This window comes from Mesorhizobium sp. B2-1-3 (genome assembly GCF_006442495.1).
Lineage (GTDB): Bacteria > Pseudomonadota > Alphaproteobacteria > Rhizobiales > Rhizobiaceae > Mesorhizobium.
The window spans coordinates 50790-67840 of the sequence record NZ_VFWL01000008.1 but is presented as its reverse complement, the minus strand read 5'-3'; the positions used below and the strand labels follow the sequence as shown (position 1 = coordinate 67840).

Here is a 17051-nt window from a genome sequence, read left to right as displayed (position 1 = left end):
GGCACGATATCGGGGGCTTGCTTCTTGCCTTAGAATAGCCCCGCTGCGTCTGCTTATTTCGGGAAACCGGTGGACGGAAGGATTGTTTTGCCAACCGGAGTGCCGATGGCCGCCTGGAAACAGATACTTTTCGCCCTTGTGGTGCTGGTGGTGGCGGTTGCCGCCTGGCTGCGCTTTTTCCCGGGCGCGCCGGACGTGCTGGCGCGCTGGGGAATAGACTGGGCCTACGCGGCAACGCCTCCGGCTGAAACCGGCGCCGGCACGAAATCCGCTGGCGGCGAGCGAGCCCGTCAGGTCAACGTCGTTGTCGTGCCCGCTATTTCCGCGACCATAAACGATCGGCTCCAGGCCATCGGCACCGGCCGCGCCAATGCGTCGGTGACGGTCAACCCCTACTCCTCCGGCCGTCTCGCCGAATTGCTGGTTTCGTCCGGCACCCATGTCGACAAGGGACAGGTCATCGCGACCCTTGATTCCGAAACCGAAGTGATCGCCCAGGACCGTGCCCGGCTCGCGCTTCAGGACGCACAGGCCAAGCTCGACCGGGTCAGGTCGCTGCGCGCCTCCAATGCGGCGACACCGGTCGCCGTCGCCGATGCCGAAGTGGTGCTGGCCGGTGCCAAGCTGGCGCTACAGGATGCGGAACTCGCCCTGCACCGCCGGTCTGTTCTCGCCCCGATCTCCGGCACGGTCGGCATCCTGCCGATCTCCGCCGGCAATTATGTGACCAACCAGTCGGCGATCGCCACGCTCGACGACCGTTCCTCGATCCTTGTCGATTTCCTGGTGCCGGAGCGCTTCGCCGCCGCCGTCAAGATCGGCGCGCAATTGTCGGCGACGCCGATCGCCAACCCCGGCAACAGCTATACCGGCACGGTTTCGGCCATTGACAACCACATCGACGAGAACAGCCGTACGCTTCTGGTCAAGGCGACGATCGCCAACCCGGCCGATTCGCTGCGCGCCGGCATGTCGTTCGCCATCACCATGAAATTCCCTGGCGAGACTTACCCCGCCGTCAGCCCGCTGGCGATCCTGTGGGGCTCGGAGGGCGCTTACGTCTGGGCGGTCGAGAACGGCAAGGCCAAGCGGGTGCCGGTGCGCATCATCCAGCGCAACACCGAAACCGTGTTGATCGACGCGGAACTGGACAGTGGCGACATGGTGGTGACCGAAGGCACCCAGAGCGTCAGCGAGGGCGGCGAAGTCCGCATCGCCCGCGGAGAGCAGCGCGCCGCGAACGCGGCCGAAGGCTCATGACCGGAGCCGTCAACGCCGCTAGCGAGACCGGCTTTACCGCCCTGTTCATCCGCAGGCCGGTCATGGCCTTGGTGCTGAATGTCCTCATCGCGGTCGCCGGCCTCGCCGCCTTCTATGGCGTCGAGATCCGCGAACTGCCTGACGTCGACCGCGCCGTCGTCACCGTTTCCACGACTTTCGAAGGCGCGGCGGCCGAAACGGTCGATCGCGAACTGACCGATACCATCGAGGGAGCTGTTGCCCGCGTTTCCGGCGTCAAGTCGATCTCCTCGACCTCCTCCTTCGGCTCGAGCCGCGTCACCATCGAATTCAACGACGGCGTCGATCTCAATGTCGGGGCCTCGGATGTGCGGGATGCCGTCGGCCGCGTCGCCAACCAGATGCCGGAAACGGCCGATCCGCCGCGCATCGTCAAGGCCGACGCCAACTCCGACCCCGTGATGCGCCTGGCCGTCACCTCCGACACCATGTCGGTTCAGGACATGACCGTCGTGGTCCAGGACCAGATCGAGGACGAACTGGCTGCCGTTCCAGGCGTCGCGGACGTCCAGGTCTATGGCGACCGCGACAAGATCTTCCGCATCGACGTCGATCAGAACAAGCTCGCCAGCCTGGGCTTCACCGTCGCCGACCTCAGGACCGCCCTTGCCTCGGTCGCCTTCGATTCACCCGCCGGCTCGATCACCACCACCAATCAGGACCTGATCGTTCGCACCACGGCCGATGTGACGACGCCGGAAGAATTCGAGAACATCATCATTGGCGGCACGACGCGCATCCGCGATGTCGCCACCGTCACGCTCGGCCCCGACATCGGCCAGACCACGTTGCGTTCGGACGGCAAGACCGGCATCGGCATCGGCATCATCCGCCAGGCGGAATCGAACACGCTGGATATCTCCACTGGCGTCAAGGCCGCCGTCGAGAAATTGCAGGCAAACCTGCCGGAAGGCATGTCGATCAAGGTCACAAGCGACGACGCGGTGTTCGTCAACGGCGCCGTGCACGAGGTGGAGATCGCGCTCGCGCTTTCCGTCTCCATCGTTCTGGTCGTCATTTATGCCTTTCTTCTCGACTGGCGCGCCACGCTCATTCCGGGCCTGTCGATGCCCGTCGCCATGATCGGCACCATTGCGGCGATCTATCTCGCTGGTTTCTCGATCAACATCCTGACGCTGCTGGCCCTGGTGCTGGCGACGGGGCTTGTCGTCGATGACGCGATCGTCGTTTTGGAAAACATCGTGCGGCGGCGCAATCAAGGCATGGGGCCGCGTGCCGCCGCCGTGCTCGGCGCACAGGAGGTGTTCTTCGCCGTCATCGCCACCACCCTGACGCTGGTTGCCGTCTTCGTGCCGATCTCCTTCCTGCCGGGCCAGACCGGCGGCCTGTTCCGCGAATTCGGCTTCGTGCTCGCCATGTCGGTGCTGTTGTCCTGCGTGGTCGCGCTGACGCTTTGCCCCATGCTTGCCTCGCGCATGCTGTCCAGTGCCGCCCTCCACCACGAGGGCGGCAACGGCGTCGGCGCACGCATCGGCGGCGCGCTGAACGCGGCCTATCGGCGCAGCCTGCATGTCTGCCTCGATGCGCCGTGGATCGTGGTGCTGGTGGCGCTGCTGTTCGCCGGCACCGCATTCGCGCTGTTCGGCACCATCCGCCAGGAATTGACGCCGACCGAGGATCGCGCGGTCGTGCTGCTTCGCATCAGCGCCCCGCAAGGCGTCAGCCTCGACTACACGACGCAGCAGATGCAGAAGATCGAAAAGCTGATCCAGCCGCTGCGCGATTCCGGCGAAATCGTCAGCACTTTCGAGAGTGCTGGCCAGAACGGCGCCTATAATTCAGGCTTCATGGTGATGACGCTGGCGCCGTGGGACGAGCGCAGCCGCAGCCAGCAGGAGATCATGGCCGAGATCAGCCAGCTCACCCGCCAGGTGCCCAGCGTGCGCATCTTCCCGGTGCAGCCCAACAGCCTCGGCATCCGTGGCGCCGGCAACGGCCTGCAGTTTGCGCTGGTCGGCAACGACCGCAAGGCGCTCGGCGACTCGGCCGTCAAGATCATCGCCGAGATGCAGAAGGATCCGCGTTTCCAGACGCCACGCCTTTCCATCGACCCGACGCAACCGCAGCTTTCCGTTGCCGTCGACCGCGAGCGCGCCTCCGATCTCGGCATCGACATCACCGGGCTGGCCAATACCATGCAGGCCATGCTCGACGGCAACGATGTCGTCGATGTCTACATCGCCGACCGCAGCTACGGGGTGAAGCTGGTTTCGACCACCAACCCGATCAACGATCCGACGGACCTGGAGAACGTCTTCCTGAAGACGGCTGACGGCCGTTTCGTGCCGATGTCGACCATAGCCACGCTGACCGAGCGTGCCGTGCCGCCCTCGCTGTCGCGCGAGCAGCAGCAGCCGTCGGTGGCGATCACGTCCAACCTCGGCGGCGATTTCGCCCTCGGCTCGGCCCTTACGCGCGCCGAGGAGATCGCAACGCCGCTTCTGCCGCCGGGCAGCCGCATCGTGCCATTGGCCGAGGCGGCGACGCTGGGTGAGACAAACAGCGCCATGGTCACCATCTTCGGTTTTGCCCTGGTCATCATCCTGCTGGTGCTTGCCGCGCAATTCGAGAGCTTCGTCAGCGCCATCATCATCATGGCGACAGTGCCGCTCGGCCTCGCCTGCGCCATCTTCGCGCTTCTGCTCTCGGGCACCAGCCTCAACGCCTACAGCCAGATAGGTCTGGTGCTGCTGGTCGGCGTCATGGCCAAGAACGGCATCCTGATCGTCGAATTCGCAAACCAGCTGCGCGATCGCGGACTGGGCGTGCGCGAGGCGATCGAACAGGCCTCGACCATTCGCTTGCGCCCGGTGATGATGACAATGATCTGCACCGTGCTCGGCGGCGTGCCGCTGGTGCTGGCGGCGGGCGCCGGCGCCGAGGCCCGTATCGCGCTCGGCTGGGTGATCGTCGGCGGACTGGGGCTGGCCACCGTCTCGACGCTGTTCCTGACCCCCGTCGCCTATCTCTTGCTCGGCCGCTTCGTCACGCCGAAGACCCACGAGGAGGCGCGGCTGAAGCGCGAACTCGAGGAAGCCGCCTACACCGATGTGGAGCCGGCTGAATAGGGAAATTCCGGGAGACCGTGTAGCGGGTCCGGAATTTTCGTGGGGAAACAGCCTGCTATTTCAAGAGACGGCCCTCGATCGACCAGCGCGCGGCGAGGAAATTCAGCACCGCCGCCACAACCACCCCGCCGATCTTTGCCGGCCACACGCCGACGACGCCGGCGAACAGCGCGATCGCAAGGCTGGAGACACCAAGCGAAATCAGCGCGCCGAGCGAGGCGAAGCGAAGAAAGGCATGATGCAGCCGGATGGTCGGATCGCGCTCGAACGACCAGAAGCCGTTGGCCGCGAAGGAGAAGGTGACGGCAATGAACCAGGACGCAACGTTGGCGGGCAGCGGCGGCACGTGCAGCTTGAGCAGCAGAAAGAAACCGGCAAGGTCGATGGCCGTGTTCACCAGGCCGACAATGGCGAAGCGGATAATCTTGTTGCCGGTCGAACGCCGGGACTGATCGGCACTCATGCTGTGCCGTCCATGATGCCGACACGCGCGCGAGCCAGGTTTGCGCCGAAATGATCGGAGGCGAGAACCGCGAATTCGACTTCGCGCACATCTTGCATCGGGTCGCGTGCACGCAACGTCTCGTCGACATGCCCGGGATGGCACATGAACAGTCCCTCTTCCGGCAGGCTTTCAACGGCGGTTTGCAGGGCGGGCGCGAACTTTTCCGGCTGCCGCCAGTCATAGATGCCGGCGAGCGGCGCCCTCACGGTGAAGCCGGCGCGCCGCATGGATCGGTTGAAACCAGTTGCCAGGGCGGCGATCGCCGCAATTTTCGATGCCGCCGCTCCGCTGCCGGCCAGTGCCGGCGCGCCGCGCAGCCACGGTCTGCCGGCATCTCCGGCGAAACGCCCCCGCAGCCATTTGCGCACGACAGGCAGGAAATGCACATGCTGGTGGCCGTCGATGAAATCGGGCCGGTGTCCGAGCGCCTCGACGAAGCGGCCAAATTGGGCGTCGAGCTCGGCATGGACGTCGCAGGTCTCGATGCCGCCGCGCAGGATCGGCAATGCCAGCGAGCGGAGCGGCGGCAGCCGGCCTTCCGGCGCCAGGCTCGACGGGCCGGTCACGGCCGGCTGGTCCGTCAAGGTCAGATGCAGGCCGACGGCGACCCGGCCGCACAGCGGCTTGATGCGTTCCGCCTCCCCCGGCCATTCCGCGAAACCGGTCATGCAGCCGGTACCCGTAAGCCGCCCGCGATCGAGCAGGTCGAGGATCGCCGCCGAGACGCCGGGCGCCAGGCCGTAATCGTCGGCGATCAGGCGGATGCCGCGCATCATGCCCCGGGAACGCCCGGCGCCGACCTGGCGGGAACATCGCTGCGCACGATATCGCGCACGATGTAGACCGGGCGATCCTTGCTTTCGCTGAGCGTGACCCAGACATATTCACCGATCAGCCCGAGAAGTGTCAGGTTGAGGCCGCCGAGCAGCACCACGGCGACCAGCAGGCTCGGATAGCCTGGAACGGCAATGCCGTAGAACAGCACCTCGAAGAGCACTTTCGCGCCGTAGACCGCGCTGGCAAACGCCGCAAGCAGTCCGCTGAGGCTGATCAGGCGCAGCGGAATCACCGAAAAGGACGTAAACCCCTCTAACGAAAAGGCGATCAGGTTGAGCCGGCTCCATTTCGACTTGCCGCTGGCGCGGTTTTCCGGCGAATAGGATATGGCCTTCTGGCGGAAGCCGGCCCAGGCGAACAGGCCCTTGTTGAAGCGCCTTTTGTCGCGCAGGCTGGTCAATGCGCGCGCCACGGTGCCGCGCATGACACGAAAATCGCCTGCATTCTCGGGTATATCGAACCGCTGGCTGCTGTTGATCAGACTGTAGAACAGTTTCGCCAACTGGCTGCGCCGCCAGCTTGCCCCGCGCCGGTCGTTCTGCGCGTAGACGACGTCGACGTCCGGATTCTCAGCCAGCTCGACGATCATCTTCAGGCTGGTCTCCAGGGAGTGCTGCAGATCCGCGTCCATGACAAGCACCATGTCGCCCCGCGAGTGGTCGAGGCCGGCGAGCACGGCGACCTCCTTGCCGAAATTGCGGCTGAGGCGCACGATTTCCCAGGATCCCGAAAGTGCCTGCGAAAACCGCCCGGCGCTATCGTCCCGGCTGCCGTCGTCGACCAGGATCTTGTGGACTTGCATGCCGAAGCGGCTCGACACCGCCGCCTCGAGCGCGTCGAGCAATGCCGCGAAAGCCGTCGCCGATTGCGCCTCGTTGAAGAACGGCGCCACGATATCGAGTGTCGGGCGCATCTCAGCCATGGGCGACAGGCTCCGCATTCACCAATTTTTGCCGCGCCTTGGCCCAGAACCACCATATCAGGAAGCAGGCGATGAAAGTGACCGTGATCGGCCGAAACCAGGGATAGAGAAAGTCATGCATGTGGCGCTCGACACCAGTCAAACCTGTCAGGAATAAAGTCATGGACAGCACGCAGGCCAGGACGCCACCTTTTTCTTCGCGCCACAACAGGGCAATGGCAAGGCCGGCGGGTACCGCGATCATCGCATAGGTGTTGGGCTCGACGCGCGGGTTGAAGACGCACATGTAGAAGGCGGCCGCCAGGAAGATCGCGAGTCCGGCCGCTCCTTGTTCGAGCTTGCGGTCGAACCAGAGCACGATCGAGAGCGTCAGCAGGCCGATCACGACGCGCACCGCCGTGGCAGCCGAGTCCGGAACGGGCAGCCCCATCTCGATAAAGGGCGCGGTGAAATCGGTAGGAACAAAATGGCTGGTCTTGTCGACGGCCATCGACGTCAGCATGCGGGCGAAATCGCCATACTGCTCGTTCAGGTAGCCGGCGGGAGCGAAAGCGTAGGGGATGGCGAGCACGAACAGCACCGCGAGCACCAGCACCGGTATCAGCCGCGGGCGCAACGCCCCCACCAACAGCAGCATGATGATCGCGGTCGGCTTGGCCGTTATGGCAAGCGAGGCCCAGAAAAAGGTCTCCGCACGCCGTCCTTCCAGTGCCGACAGGGTCAAGAGCCAGCAGGCGCCGGTCAGCAGGATTGTCGCCTGGCCGTTGCGGATGGCGCCCAGTGTCATCGGCAAAGCGAGAAAGAGGCCGAAGGAAAGCAGCCAGGTCTGCTCCTGTCCGCCCAGCTTGCGCACCTGCCGCGCCGCGGCAAGGGTGAGAACGGCGAAACCGAGGGCATGCCAGACCAGCCCGCCAAGATGCGGTCCCAGATTCAAGAACGGAATATAGAGCGCGGCGAAGGCGGGCGTGTAAAGGTATCCCATCTCGGACTCGAGGTCGTAGAGCGGCCGGCCGGCGAGAAACTCCACACTGCCATATCTGTAGGCGTGCAATACGGTGCGCGCATCGGGCGACCACAGGACCAGGCCAAGCACGACCGCGAATGCCCCGATCCACAGGCCAAGCCCCAGGCGGTCGAAAACCGGTTTGGAAATCCTCACCAAGCACCCCACACCAATCCGGAACAGGCCCGGTCCGGCACTGTCCCAGCGTTCATTGGCGGCGGCATATCACGGACAAAGCGGGGTGGCATAGGGGGATCGAACGGCGCGGCCGCCGATGACATTGAACGATCGCAGCCAACAAACCACCCTCTTTCCGGCCCTCGAAGGTTATAGCAGCTGTGCTCTCGATGAACCGGAATGCAGCTCAACCGCACACCCCCTGCCTTACGGCCGAATGAACACCTTGCCATTGGGCCTGGCCAGTTCCGCCGGCACGCGCGCCATCGCCTCGGCCAGCGGCACCACAGCCGTCACGTCGGTCGTCCAGCGCCCGTCGGAAAAGCGCTTCTGCGCCTCGAGGATCGCAGGACCGCGGCGATCCTTATGCTGCCGCATCCATTCGCTCAGCCAGAAGCCCTCTATGTGCTTGTGCTGGAAAATCAGCTGGCCGGGTTCGCGGATGATCGTGGCCTCGGGATCGAGCCGTCCATAGATGATCCAGCGCGAGCGCTTCGGCATGGCGTTGAAGATGGCCGAGGCCAGTGGCCCGGTCACCGCATCGAGAAAGATGCGCGGCTGTTCGGCCTTTATCACCTCGCGCAGCGAGGCTTCGAAATCGGGCGACTTCTCGTTGAGCACATGGGCGGCGCCGATTTCCTTCAGCAGCGCGATCTGCTCGTCGCGGCGCACGGTGACGATAGGCCGGAATCCTTCCTCACTGGCCAGCCCGATGATCAGCTTGCAGAGCTGGCTGGCGCCGGCGGTCATGATGAAGGCCCTTTCGCCTTCTCGGCTGACGATGTCGAACATGGCGAGCGCGGTAAGCGGATTGACGATCATGGCAGCCCCATCCTCGTCGCGCACGGTGTCGAGGAGCGGAATGCAGGCGGCGGCTTCGGCAACGGCATAGTCGGCCCATGAGCCCCAATTGGAGAGCCCGGTGGCGAAGGCAACGCGCTTGCCGACGAGGCTCTTGGGATAGGGCTCGTCGCCGCCGGCAACGACCACGCCGACGCCTTCGAAGCCGGCCGGCCGGCCCTTGAGCCGCGGCTGGCCGTACTGGCCCTTGATGAAGGCGACATCGGACGGATTGATCGACGCAAGGCTGACCTTGATCAGCACTTGCGTCGGCCCAGGTGCCGGCACTGCGATACTGCCTGGCTTGAGATAGGGCTCCATCGCCTCCAGCACGCTGCCGCTCGGCGCCCTGGTGTAGCCGTCGCCGACCAGGAGCAGGGCCTTCATTTCGGAGGGTATGGCCATTGGTGGCTGCTCCTTGGTTGTCGACGCAAGACGATGAGATGCCGGCCGGCTCAAACCTTTTCCTGCGTGTATTTCCTCAATTCAGCCCGCGCCACCTGGCGGCGATGCACGGCATCCGGCCCGTCGGCGAGGCGCAGCGTTCTGAGATGCGTCCACGAGCGCGCCAGCGGCGTGTCCTGGCTGATGCCTTGCGCGCCGAACATCTGCACCGCCTCGTCGGTGACCTTCAGAGCCATGCGTGGCGCGACCACCTTGATCTGGCTGATCCAGGGCGCGGCGGCGCGCGCGTCGCCCTGGTCGATCATCCACGCCGCCTTGAGGCAGAGCAGGCGGGCCATCTCGATCTCCATGCGGCATTCGGCGATGATGTCGAAATTGGCGCCGAGTTTCGCCAATGGCTGGCCGAACGCTTCCCGGCGGACCGAACGCTGGCACAGCAGCTCCAGCGCCATCTCGGCCTGGCCGATGGCCCGCATGCAGTGATGGATGCGGCCGGGGCCGAGGCGGCCTTGCGCGATCTCGAAACCCCTGCCCTCGCCGAGGATCAGGTTCGACGCCGGCACCAGCACATTGTCGAAGCGAAGATGCATGTGGCCGTGCGGCGCGTCGTCGTCGCCATAGACCTGCATCGGGCGCAGCTTGTTGACACCCTTGGTGTCCGCCGGCACGAGGATCATCGAATGCCGCCTGTGCTTCGGCTCTCCATCGGAGGTCTTCACCATGACGATATAGATGGCGCAGCGGGGATCGCCGGCACCAGAGGCCCACCATTTCTCGCCGTTCAGCACATAGCCGTCGCCGCGCCGTTCGCAGCGCATCGAAATGTTGGTGGCATCCGACGAGGCTACGTCCGGCTCGGTCATCAGATAGGCCGAGCGGATCTTTCCGTCGAGAAGCGGCTCCAGCCAAGCCTTCTTGTGCTCCGCCGAGCCGTAGCGCTCCAGCACCTCCATGTTGCCGGTGTCGGGCGCCGAGCAGTTGAAGGTCTCGGCACCGAGATGCGCCTTGCCCATCTCCTCGGCCAGATAGGCGTATTCGACGGTGGAAAGACCGTAGCCGCGTTCCGAGCCGGTCAGCCAGAAATTCCAAAGGCCGCGCTCTCTTGCGGTCGTCTTCAGCCCTTCGAGGATCTCGGTCTGGCGCCGCGTGTATGTCCAGCGGTCGCCCGCCTTGCCGACTTCACCGAGGAATTCCTTGTCGAGCGGCATGATCTCGTCGCGCACCATGGCCGCGACGCGCGCGTGGATCGGCCTCAGCCGCTCCGTCATGCCGAGATTCATCTCCGTCATCGGTCGCTAACCCTTCATTCAGGCCGGGCATTTTGTCAGTGGCAAGGATGACCGTACTTCGGATAGCCTTGTCAACGCGAACGCTTTCCCCGATCCGCCGATGAAAGGCGCAGGAGTTCGATGAGCTATCTCGACGATCTTTTTTCGGTGGCCGGCAAGACCGCGCTGGTCACGGGCGCGGCGACCGGCATCGGCCGCATGGCGGCGACGGGCCTCGTCAAGGCCGGCGCAACGGTGATGATCGCCTCGCGCAAGGGCGAGGACTGCATCAAGGTCGCCGAGGAATTGAACGGGTTTGGCGCGCCGGGCCGGGCGGAAGGCTTTGCCGGAGACGTTTCCAGCGAGGCCGGCATTGCCGCCTTGGTCGGCGAGGTCAAGACGCGGGCCGAACGGCTGCATATCCTGGTCAACAATGCCGGCGTGTCCTGGGGAGCGCCGCTGGAGAGCTTCCCCTATCATGCCTGGGCCAAGGTGTTCGGCGTCAACGTCACCGCCGTCTTCCACCTGACCCGCGAACTGCTGCCGCTGCTCGAAGCCGCCGCCAGCGACGAGGATCCAGCCCGGGTGATCAATCTGGGCTCCGTGATGGGCACGCAGCCGCTGGCCGACGACGCCTACTCCTACACCGCCTCCAAAGCGGCCGTTCATCACCTGACGCGCACCCTGGCGCTGGAATTCGCCGGCCGCCGCATCACCGTCAACGCCTTTGCCCCTGGGCCCTTCCAGAGCCGGATGACGGCGTTTGCCACCGCCACTGAGGAACAGGCCAGGTATGTCGGCAGCCACGTTCCGATCGGCCGTATCGGCGCCCCGGATGACATTGCCGGCGCAACGCTCTATTTGTGCAGCCGTGCAGGCAGCTATGTCACCGGCGCCATCCTGCCGATTGACGGCGGACAGTCGGTGCAGCATGGGCTGACCCTGTTCAAGGAATGACATGTCCGGCCGGGGAAGCCGGGGATGAAACTGGAGGACATCCGCGTGGAACCGATCAGTCTCGATGTGCTTCTGGCCAGCGTCGGCAAGGAGGTGGGCGTCTCGCCATGGCGGGTGGTCACGCAGCGCATGATCGACCAGTTCGCAGACGCCACCGACGACCACCAGTTCATTCATTGCGATCCGGAGCGGGCCAAGCGCGAGACGCCATTCGGCGGCACCATCGCGCATGGCTTCCTGTCGCTGTCGCTGTTGTCGGCAATGACGTTCGAGACCATGCCGCCGCTGGAAAACGGCAAGATGGGCGTCAACCACGGCTTCGATTCGCTGCGCTTCCTGGCGCCGGTGAAGACCGGCGCGCGCATCCGCACCCGTTTCGTGCTGGCTGACGTCAAGGTCAGGCCCTCAGGTTGGGTGCAGACGGCCCATGACGTGACGATCGAGATCGAGGGCTCGAAGAAACCGGCGCTCACCGCCCGCTGGCTGACGCTGACCCTGATCGAACGCCAGCCAGAGACCGCATGAGCGACCCGAACGCGCTCGACCAGGCAGCGCTTTCGCCCTATCTCGAGGCGCGGATCCCCGGTTTTGCCGGACTTTCCTCCGTCGAAAAATTCAAATCCGGCCAATCCAACCCGACCTATCTGCTGACGGCGGCCAGCGGCCGCTACGTGCTGCGCGCCAAGCCGCCGGGGCAGTTGCTGAAATCGGCACACCAGGTCGACCGTGAATTCAGGGTGATGAGCGCCCTTTCGGGCACCGCCGTGCCGGTGCCGCGGATGCTGCACCTCTCAGCCGAGAACTCACCGATCGGCCGCATGTTCTACATCATGGATTTCATCGACGGCCGCATCTTCTGGAATCCGGCACTGCCGGAAGCGCGCGACAATGGCGAGCGCGCCGCCATCTACGATGCCATGAACGCCACGCTCGCCGCCCTGCACGGCGTCGATATCGAGGCCGTGGGTCTCGGCGATTTCGGCCGGCCGGGCAACTATTTCGAGCGCCAACTGGCGCGTTGGACCAGTCAGTACCGCGCCTCGGAGACCGGTGCCATTGCCGACATGGACCGGCTGATCGACTGGCTGGAGACGCACAGGCCCGCCGACGACGGCCGTGTCTCGCTGGTGCATGGTGACTATCGGCTGGACAATCTGATATTCGCGCCGGACCGGCCGAAGGTGATGGCGGTGCTCGACTGGGAACTGTCCACATCAGGCCATCCATTTGCCGATATCGCCTACCAGTGCATGCAATGGCGCCTGCCGCATAGCTCGGGCTTTCGCGGCCTGGGCGGTATCGACCGCGCCGCGCTCGGACTGCCTTCGGAAGAGGACTATGTCGCCACCTATTGCCGGCGGCGCGGGCTCACCGGCATCGGCGACTGGACGTTCTTCCTCGCCTTCTCCTTCTTCCGGCTGGCCGCGATCTGCCAGGGCGTCTACAAGCGCGCGCTGGACGGCAATGCCTCGAACCCGGAAAAGGCCAGGACCTATGGCGAGGCGGTGAAACTGCTTTCGCACCTCGCCGCGAAACTGATCGACCGAAACTGATCGACGAGAAATAATCGATGGGCCGCTTCGACGGAAAAACGGTGTTGATCACGGGTGCCGCGGGCGGGCTTGGCCGCGGCGCGGCCAAAGCTTTTGCCGCCGAAGGCGCGCGGCTGGTCCTCTCCGACCTCGATGAACCAACCTTGAGGAGCTTTGCCGAAACGCTCGATGCCGAGACGGCGGTCCTGGCCGGCAACATCGCCGACGAGGCGCTGTCGCAGGCGCTGGTGGCTCTGGCGGTCGAAAGATTCGGCCGGCTGGATGTCGCAGTCAACAATGCCGGCATCGTGCAGAGTTTCGTGCGTTTGCCGCAGGTCGCCTCGGAGGAGGCGCGCCGGGTGATCGAAATCGATCTGCTCGGCGTCTTCTATGCCATGAAGCACCAAATCCCGCAGATGGAGCGGCAGTTCAAGGCGGACGGCAAGGGCGGCGCCATCGTCAACATCGCCTCCGCCGCCGGACTGGGTGGCGCGCCGAAGCTTTCGATCTATGCCGCCGCCAAGCACGGTGTGGTCGGGCTGACCCGGTCGGCGGCAATTGAATACGCCAGCAAGGGCCTGCGCATCAACGCGGTCTGTCCGGCGCACACGAGAACGGCGATGGTCGACAGTTTCGTGCGCGTCTCCGGCGCTCCGGAAGCCGACGCCCTGGCCGAACTGACGCGCGGCGTGCCGATGAGGAGGGTGGCCGAAGTGGATGAGATCACCACGGTGATCCTGTTCGCCGCCGACCCCGCCAACTCCTTCATGACCGGCCACACATTGGCCGTCGACGGCGGCGTCGGCGCCATCTGACGCCTGCCGCCTGGGAACCTGCGACGGGAACCAGCGACGCCCTTGTCCGTTTCCGTACAGCGTATATAATTCAGTTGGCCACCCAACCAGCAGAGGCAGGCGATATTGCCGGTGAGCGCCCAGACACGCCGCGAGAAACAAAAGGCCGAACAGCGTTCCGAACTTGTGGAGGCCGCGCACAAGCTCGTGCAGGAGGAAGGCTATGAGGGCCTGACCATCCGCAAGCTGGCCAAGCGCGTCGGCTACGCGCCGATGTCGGTCTATTCCTATTTCGCCGACAAGCAGGACATATTGTTCGCGCTGGCCGAGGATGCGTTCGAGACGCTTGCCCGGCGCATCGAGGAGCATCCTTCCGACGATCCGATCGAGGCGCTGCAAGCAGTGATGACGGAATACGCCGCATTCGGGCTTGGCAATCCCAATGAATACCGCACCGTCTTCATGACCGAAAAGACCAAGCTGCCGGCAGGCCGGAGCTACGAGGACATGGAAGAAAGCAACCCGGCGATGAAGGTGCTGATCAGCAGGGTCGAGGCCTGCGTCGCCGCGGGGAAGTTGCAGGGTGATCCGCGCGCCATTGCTACCATGCTGTGGGCGGTCGGCCACGGCACCATCTCGCTGCTGATCACCTTCCCCTTCTACCCCTTCGGTGATCCGCAGGCTTTCGTGAAACGGATGTGCGATTTCACCCTTGCCACGCTCAGCACGCAGAACGTGCCCCCGCTGACCGAGACACCGGTCAACTGCTGAACGATATCTCCTTGCGTATCCACGCTTCATCGACGCTCCGCGTTTAACGTGCCAAGCGGGGCGGATTTTCTTGGTTAACAAAAATTTCCGTACGTGTACGATTCTGGCTTGAACTCCGCGATCGGTGGGCGTATTTGTACGGAATACCGTACACGTACGAGAACAAATTCACCCATCGAACCCGGAGACGGACAATGAAAAAGACCCTCCTCACCCTCGCTGCCGTGCTGGCACTTTCGGGCTCGGCCCTTGCCGCCAACACGACACACCCGGTCAAGCACGTGCCCGCCGCGACCTGCGTCGACACCAAGGCCAATGTGAAGCTCGATTGCGCATCGACCGGCTCGCTCGAGAAAAAGGGCGTCACGGAAACCACCGCTGAAGGCAAGGGCCCGCGCCTCGGCATCAGCATCAATCCCTGGATCGTGCCGAGCGCGTTCTGATAGCGGCAACACACGCCTGGCCGGTGCAGCCGGCCAGATGTGATTCAGGCGATCGTGACCGGCAGTCTGGACGACGAACTCTCGAAGGCCGCGTCGATCAGCCTCTGCATGTCGGCGGCGCGACGGAAGGATGGATCGCCGTTCCTTCCCCTATCGAGCGCTTCGGCGAAACGCAGCGCGTTGCGCTTCACATCCGGCAGCGCCAGTGTCCGCCAACGTTGCTGGTCGATGTCCTCGCCCAGGCAGGCCGACAGGCGCGAAACCTTGCCGTCTGTTTTGACCTTGATGGCGCCCTTGGTGCCATGCATGGCCAGCGACAGGTCGTTGGCGTGGCCGGTCATGTAGCGGCTGGCGACGATCGTCGCGAGCGCCCCGCATTTGAACCGCGCCGTCATTGCGATACTGTCGTTGGCATCAAGCACATAATCGCCGATCCGATCGCCTTCGGCCTTGGGAAACGTCACCAGGTCGGCGTGCAGGGTGGCGATGTCCTGGTCGGCGCCATAGCTTGCGAAATCCAGAATGTGGATACCGACATCGCCGAGCACGCCCGTCGAGCCGTGCCGGTTGGACAGGCGCCACAGCCATTTGTCTTCGATGCGCCAGTCGCCCCATGACTTGCTGACCAGCCAGCTCTGTTTGTAGCTCGCCTCGACATGGCGCAATGCGCCGATCTCGCCGGCCTGCACCATGCGTCGCGCTTCCTCGATCGCCGGCGAGTTGCGGTAGGTCAGGTTGACCATGTTGACGACCCCGGCCGCCTCGGCCGCTTCCGTCATTGCAAGCGCGTCGGCATGGTTCGGCGCCAGCGGCTTTTCGCAAAAGACGTGTTTCCCCTGGGCAAGCAGCGCCAGCGTCGTGGCCTTGTGCACGCCATCCGGCGTCGCATTGATGGCCGCATCGAACGCACCCCAGCCGATCGCCGCTTCCAGGCTCTCGAAAGACTGGCTGATCTTGTTGGCGGCGGCGAACATCGCACCGCGGCCCGGCACCTGGTCGACGCAGGCGACGATTGTGCATCCTGGAATCCTGGCGAACTCCTCGACGTGATGTCCGGCAATGCCACCGGTGCCGAGCAGAAGGAGGCGGTGCATCTTCAACTCACGCCTAACTCAGGCCCTTGTCGCCGTCGGCATGCAGGCGCAGGCCCTTCTGGACGATCTTCTCCTTGGCCTGGTCTGTCGGCACGTTCGGCGCATTGATGATGCCGGACCATGCGGGTGCGGGATTGTGCGCCCAATGCACGGCGTTGCGCAGCACCTGCTGCACGCCTTCATTGTGGTAGATCGGGTAGGTCTCGTGGCCGGGCGAGAAATAGAAGATCCGTCCGGCGCCGCGCTGATAGGTCAGCCCCGACCGGAAGACTTCGCCGCCTTCGTACCAGGAGACGAACACTGTCTCCAGCGGCTCCGGCACCGCGAAGGGCTCGCCATACATCTCCGTCTCGCCGATCTCCAGGCACTCGCCGATACCTTGCGCGATCGGATGGCCGCGGTTGATGGCCCAGACGCGCTCGCGCTCGCCCGCTTCGCGCCATTTCAGCGAACAAGGCGTGCCCATCAGCCGCTTGAAGATCTTCGAATAGTGTCCGGAATGGAGCACGATCAGACCCATGCCTTCCCAGACCCGTTTCTGCACGCGCTCAACGATCTCGTCCTTGACCTCGCCATGGGCGGCATGGCCCCACCAGAGCAGGACATGGGTGGCAGCCAGCCGGCTTTCGCTCAAGCCGTGCTCCGGCTCCTGCAAGGTAGCGGTGGTCGCCTCGATGCCCTTATCCTGGTTGAGCGCGGCTGCAATGGTCCCATGCATGCCCAATGGATAAAGGCCGCGCACGGCGGCATTGGTCTGCTCGTGGACATTCTCGCCCCAGACGACGGCTTTTACCGGCATTTTACGATCTCCCAAAGCGCTTTGAATATCCCACTTGGCGCCGTCTTGGAAAGATGGCTCCTCAACCGAAGCTGGGGAAATCAGCGCGGTTTGCGTCCGGGAACGGTCTTGGCTTTGCCCGGCCTTGCGGGGGCACCGGGGATAGCCGTCCCCGTGATCGACACAGGATCGCTGGCCGGGAACGTATCCTCGAGGCCTTCCTCGAGTTCCTCTTCGGCGTCGGCGCCGTGATGCCGCTCATGCTCCAGGGAGCGCACGGCCGAGCTTTTCCCGGGCGACTTCGGCGTGGACTTCGATGGCATCGGCATTCTCCCTC

17 protein-coding genes are annotated in these 17051 nt (G+C 64.5%); 8 read left to right on the top strand and 9 right to left on the bottom strand.

Going from position 1 to position 17051, the window contains the following annotated elements; all coding sequences use genetic code 11:
- The first annotated feature begins 105 nt into the window (after positions 1-105).
- Together FJ973_RS15250 and FJ973_RS15245 are read left to right on the top strand one after the other, a co-directional pair.
- Positions 106-1260 carry an efflux RND transporter periplasmic adaptor subunit gene (locus FJ973_RS15250; protein ID WP_140496312.1) on the top strand — a complete coding sequence of 385 codons (1155 nt, stop codon included), beginning with the start codon at positions 106-108 and terminating at the stop codon, positions 1258-1260.
- Complete coding sequence (locus FJ973_RS15245; protein WP_140556529.1) at positions 1257-4388, top strand: efflux RND transporter permease subunit; 3132 nt, start codon at positions 1257-1259, stop codon at positions 4386-4388. Before FJ973_RS15250 ends, FJ973_RS15245 begins: the two co-directional genes overlap by 4 nt.
- Positions 4389-4443: 55 nt before the next feature.
- Here FJ973_RS15245 and FJ973_RS15240 read toward each other — a convergent pair whose 3' ends face one another.
- From FJ973_RS15240 to FJ973_RS15215, 6 genes are all read right to left on the bottom strand, one after another.
- Complete coding sequence (locus FJ973_RS15240; RefSeq protein ID WP_140556527.1) at positions 4444-4851, bottom strand: GtrA family protein; 408 nt, start codon at positions 4849-4851, stop codon at positions 4444-4446.
- On the bottom strand, positions 4848-5669 hold the full coding sequence (locus FJ973_RS15235) for a ChbG/HpnK family deacetylase (protein ID WP_140556525.1): 822 nt from the start codon (positions 5667-5669) through the stop codon (positions 4848-4850). The genes FJ973_RS15240 and FJ973_RS15235 overlap by 4 nt, the downstream gene beginning before the upstream one ends.
- Entirely contained in the window at positions 5666-6652 is a 987-nt protein-coding gene (locus tag FJ973_RS15230) for a glycosyltransferase family 2 protein (protein ID WP_140556523.1), read from the bottom strand. Before FJ973_RS15230 ends, FJ973_RS15235 begins: the two co-directional genes overlap by 4 nt.
- The gene (locus FJ973_RS15225; protein WP_140556521.1) at positions 6645-7811 is read right to left on the bottom strand and encodes a glycosyltransferase family 87 protein; all 1167 of its coding nucleotides are present in this window, start codon (positions 7809-7811) and stop codon (positions 6645-6647) included. Before FJ973_RS15225 ends, FJ973_RS15230 begins: the two co-directional genes overlap by 8 nt.
- 228 nt (positions 7812-8039) lie before the next feature.
- Positions 8040-9077, bottom strand: coding sequence for a zinc-binding dehydrogenase (locus FJ973_RS15220; protein WP_140556519.1), 1038 nt, complete (start codon positions 9075-9077; stop codon positions 8040-8042).
- 50 nt (positions 9078-9127) lie between these two features.
- Positions 9128-10366, bottom strand: coding sequence for an acyl-CoA dehydrogenase family protein (locus tag FJ973_RS15215; RefSeq protein ID WP_140556518.1), 1239 nt, complete (start codon positions 10364-10366; stop codon positions 9128-9130).
- 120 nt (positions 10367-10486) lie between these two features.
- On the opposite strand from FJ973_RS15215, the gene FJ973_RS15210 reads away from it, so the two are divergent.
- From FJ973_RS15210 to FJ973_RS15185, 6 genes are all read left to right on the top strand, one after another.
- Positions 10487-11302, top strand: a complete 816-nt coding sequence (locus tag FJ973_RS15210) for an SDR family oxidoreductase (RefSeq protein ID WP_140496320.1) — start codon at positions 10487-10489, stop codon at positions 11300-11302.
- Positions 11303-11326: 24 nt separating this feature from the next.
- A complete protein-coding gene (locus FJ973_RS15205) occupies positions 11327-11827 on the top strand; it encodes a MaoC family dehydratase (protein ID WP_263483366.1) in 501 nt (166 codons plus the stop codon).
- Positions 11824-12855 carry a phosphotransferase family protein gene (locus tag FJ973_RS15200; protein WP_140513711.1) on the top strand — a complete coding sequence of 344 codons (1032 nt, stop codon included), beginning with the start codon at positions 11824-11826 and terminating at the stop codon, positions 12853-12855. The genes FJ973_RS15205 and FJ973_RS15200 overlap by 4 nt, the downstream gene beginning before the upstream one ends.
- A gap of 17 nt (positions 12856-12872) precedes the next feature.
- Entirely contained in the window at positions 12873-13649 is a 777-nt protein-coding gene (locus FJ973_RS15195; protein ID WP_140496322.1) for an SDR family oxidoreductase, read from the top strand.
- Positions 13650-13754: 105 nt separating this feature from the next.
- Positions 13755-14399: a TetR/AcrR family transcriptional regulator gene (locus FJ973_RS15190; protein WP_140496323.1), complete on the top strand. Its 645-nt coding sequence runs from the start codon at positions 13755-13757 to the stop codon at positions 14397-14399.
- A 194-nt stretch (positions 14400-14593) separates the two neighbouring features.
- A complete protein-coding gene (locus FJ973_RS15185; protein ID WP_140496324.1) occupies positions 14594-14842 on the top strand; it encodes a DUF680 domain-containing protein in 249 nt (82 codons plus the stop codon).
- 44 nt (positions 14843-14886) lie between these two features.
- On the opposite strand, the gene FJ973_RS15180 is transcribed toward FJ973_RS15185, so the two are convergent.
- The 3 genes from FJ973_RS15180 to FJ973_RS15170 all read right to left on the bottom strand — a co-directional run bounded on the left by FJ973_RS15180 (position 14887) and on the right by FJ973_RS15170 (position 17037).
- A complete protein-coding gene (locus FJ973_RS15180; RefSeq protein WP_140556516.1) occupies positions 14887-15936 on the bottom strand; it encodes a Gfo/Idh/MocA family oxidoreductase in 1050 nt (349 codons plus the stop codon).
- 13 nt (positions 15937-15949) lie between these two features.
- A complete protein-coding gene (locus FJ973_RS15175) occupies positions 15950-16735 on the bottom strand; it encodes a ThuA domain-containing protein (protein ID WP_140496326.1) in 786 nt (261 codons plus the stop codon).
- An 80-nt stretch (positions 16736-16815) separates the two neighbouring features.
- Entirely contained in the window at positions 16816-17037 is a 222-nt protein-coding gene (locus FJ973_RS15170; protein WP_140496327.1) for a hypothetical protein, read from the bottom strand.
- Positions 17038-17051: the final 14 nt, after the last annotated feature.